Genomic DNA, 3,657 nt, shown 5'->3' with positions numbered 1-3,657 from the left:
TCACTGGATAGAGTAAGTAAGTCAGGAGCAAAATTTGACCCTGAAAAAGCAAAATGGTTCAATCATCACTATATGCAATTGCAAGATATTGATGAATTAAGTCTTGAATTCAATGATTTGTTGAATGAAAAAGAAATTATTGTAGATATTTCATTTGTACAAAGAATAGTTGAATTGGTTCGGGAACGAGCAACCTTTGTTGCTGACATATGGGAGCAATCCTGGTTCTTCTTTGTTGCACCTGAGGAATATGATGGAAAAATTGTTAAGAAACGTTGGAAAGAAAACAGCCCGGAAATATTAAAGGAAGTAATTGATTTGCTAGGCCAAATAGATGATTTTACATCAAAAAAAATAGAGGATAGAGTGAAATCTTATTTGGAAGAAAAAGAGTTGGGTTTTGGAGCAGTTATGAATGTTTTCCGTCTGTGTCTGGTAGGCTCAGGTATGGGACCGCATTTATTTGATATTGCTGAAATCTTGGGAAAACAAGAAACGATTAATAGAATTGAAAAAGGAATTCAAATGATTCCATAAGGCTGCTCAGAAAGTATTGCAGATTGTTAACAAGCCTCAATTATGCACAACAATGAATAGGGATAAAACCTTATTCGTATCGACAAATATATGAAGTGTCTTCCTTAACTTTAACTTTGAATTTTGCATTTGCCTGAACTTTAAATGTTTCAGACTTATAATAGACTTTCCAATCTTCTTTTTTGGGTAGCAGAACTTCCATTTTTCCAGAAGTAACTGTCATATATTCTATAGAGCTTGTTCCGAATTCATATTCACCTGCGGCCATAACACCAGCAGTAGTAGGTCCTTCATTATTTTCAAAAGCAATGGATTTCACTTTGCCATCAAAGTAATCGTTTGTTTTAAACATGATTTTTAACTGTTTTGTTAAATACAAACTTTAAATAAAAATTGAAATTACCATTGGAAAACTGAAATAATTATTCCAACTGCATTAAAACTTATTTCTGCGCGGTAGATGATTTAAATTTATCATTTCTTTTGTGCTGAATAAATGCAATAACAGCAATTATGAAAATAATTCCGACCGTATAATAAACAAATGTTGGAACAGGAACGGGATCACCAGCTGCGTATGAATGCATTCCTGAAAGGTAATAGTTTACACCAAAATAGGTCATTAATACAGATCCATAACCAACCAATGCTGCCAGATTAAATGCATAGAAGCCTCTAAATCCAGGGATGAAGCGCATGTGTAAAATAAAAGAATATACTAGAACAGTAACCAGCGCCCAGGTCTCTTTTGGATCCCAGCCCCAATATCTGCCCCAAGATTCGTTTGCCCAAACACCTCCTAAAAATGTTCCTATTGTGAGCAGAAAAAGCCCGAAAACTAAAGTGGATTCTGCTATGTAAGAAAACTCTTGTATTTTGATAGTTAGGTTTGATGAGTTCTTTCGTGTTCTTAATATCATTAGCAATAAATTGAAAAATGCTAAAATGGCTCCAAGTCCAAGAAAACCATAGCTAGAAGTAATAATTGCAACATGAATTATTAACCAATACGATTTTAGGACAGGAACTAGGTTTGTAATTTCAGGATCCAACCAATTTAAATGTGCTACGGATAGAATTAATGCAGACAATAAGGCTGTTGCTGTGAGTGTAATAGACGACCTTTTGAAAAACAGTATCCCTGAAAGACTACTAGCCCATGCAATAAATACCATCGATTCATAGGCATTACTCCAAGGTGCATGGCCGGAAATATACCACCGAACTCCTAATCCAATTGAGTGGAATACAAAGCCAAGAATAATAAACCACGATGCGATATTAATTACTTTATTCAGTTTGATTCGTGTAAGTATGCTTATAAAGTGAAGAATTAAAAGTATCAAACCAATCAAACCATAATAGGAGGTAAGTCGATTAAAAATGTTAATATTATTGTATTTGATTTCTAATTTTATTTTTGTTTCTGATGGCAAAATATCGCCTCCTCTAACATCTTGATAAGCTTTTATTGCTTTTACTATCTGATTTGCTTCATCCCAGTTTCCAGATTCACTGGCCGTATGAACACTTTCAATGTATAATGAAAATATACTGCTAACAAAAATAGAATCTTCTCCAGTTATTGTTTTCCAAGCTTCAACAGGTGAAAGCCATTTGTAAGTAGCATCGTTTTGCTTTGGGAATACAGTTAGGTATGTGCCCATATAGATGAAATAGCTTATGTTTACTCGCTCGTCAACAGCCAATATATCTTTTTCAAATTTTCCTCGATTGGCAGATTCTGTTGCATTGGCTTCATCTACATATTGTCTGAGTTTGTATCCATTTTCTTTATCAACAATTTGGTTGAATGAAGCATATTTTCCACTGATGCCAATTATTTTCTTGACTTCTGGATGAGAAACTTTAATCATTGGGACATCTTTCCAATAGTATGAGTTGACAAGCATGCCTAAAAAAACCTGATCGGCAGTTAATCCATTGAACTCGGTCTTCCTACTAATTTTCCTTAGTATTTCAGAGGATTTTGTACTTATTGGCTCCAATCGACCACTTCTGTCCTGAATAAGTATCTCGCCAAAATAAGCAGCATGATCTACATCGATATTAAGTTGTTCAGGAGCTTGTGCATTAAGTTGAATGCTTGATGCAAATAAAAGAATGAAAAGTAATGTAATAGCAGCACTTGTTTTCTTTATTTTTTCTTTAACAAAAGTTGAGGCTTTAGTCAGGAAACGAAAACGACTGCTTCGGGTAAATAAGGTGAAAATCATACCAATAGCCATCATCAAATAGCCAATATATGTTATCATTGTGCCCCAAAAATCATGGTTGACACTTAGAATCGTTCCTTTTTCATCTGGATCGAAATTAGATTGAAAAAAACGATAACCTCCATAGTTCAAGATGTTGTTCATGAATATACGATAAGGCTTCTCGATGTTATTTTCAATATCAATAAGGGTGACTTCGCTGGCAAAAGATGAAGGACTATTTGATCCAGGGTAGCGGTCTAACTGAAAGTCATTTAAATGGAGGGAGAAAGGAAGTGTAATTAGTTTTGATCCATAGGATAAACTCAAACTAATGTTCTCAAACTCCACATTGGCCATAGACCCAAGTTGGTTTTCCTTGCCCAGTAAAACTACTTCCTGTAATTGATCACCTACACTAACATTAATAACTAAAGCATCGTTTAGGTTTTCGTGGCCTTTGCCTGCTTCAGAATAAGCTATTTTAGCAGATTTCGAAACATTGCTTATAACAAATTGAATTTGTCCAATTGTGTATAATGCTTGTTGTTGGATTTCAGAAAAACTATGTGATTCAATTAAGCCACTGTCTTTTTGTAGCATTTTAAAATAGGCAACCTCCATCGGAGATTTAATAAATAGCCCGCTGTCAGTATTTGTAAGTATTACTGCCTGCGTAAGTGAAGTGTCGTTAAGGGTAAACATCATTCCATTGAATTGCTTAACCTCCATGTCCATTATTGAAATATCATGACGTGATTTACCATCAAAAACAGCAAGAGAAATCATTTCAACCCCACCTTCTTCTTCAACAATTTTTTCTTCTGCATTGCGATAAAAATCTTTGTATTTAATATCTATTTTTTGATCATTGACTTTCATTTTCATACTAAAATCATTTGAT

Annotated in this window: 3 protein-coding genes; 1 reads left to right on the top strand and 2 read right to left on the bottom strand. The window is 34.2% G+C overall.

What is annotated here, in order from left to right; translation table 11 throughout:
• On the top strand, positions 1-537 hold a 537-nt coding region (locus HOG71_01470), incomplete at its 5' end, for a glutamate--tRNA ligase (protein MBT5989497.1).
• A 70-nt stretch (positions 538-607) separates the two neighbouring features.
• On the opposite strand, the gene HOG71_01465 is transcribed toward HOG71_01470, so the two are convergent.
• Both HOG71_01465 and ccsA read right to left on the bottom strand, forming a co-directional pair.
• Positions 608-889 carry a pyrimidine/purine nucleoside phosphorylase gene (locus tag HOG71_01465; protein MBT5989496.1) on the bottom strand — a complete coding sequence of 94 codons (282 nt, stop codon included), beginning with the start codon at positions 887-889 and terminating at the stop codon, positions 608-610.
• A 91-nt stretch (positions 890-980) separates the two neighbouring features.
• Positions 981-3,641: a cytochrome c biogenesis protein CcsA gene (gene ccsA, locus HOG71_01460; GenBank protein MBT5989495.1), complete on the bottom strand. Its 2,661-nt coding sequence runs from the start codon at positions 3,639-3,641 to the stop codon at positions 981-983.
• Positions 3,642-3,657 lie beyond the last annotated feature (16 nt).

The sequence above is a fragment of the Bacteroidota bacterium genome, assembly GCA_018698135.1.
Taxonomy (GTDB): domain Bacteria; phylum Bacteroidota; class Bacteroidia; order CAILMK01; family JAAYUY01; genus JABINZ01.
Note: the sequence above shows the minus strand (reverse complement) of the source record. Positions and strands in the feature narration are given on the sequence as shown.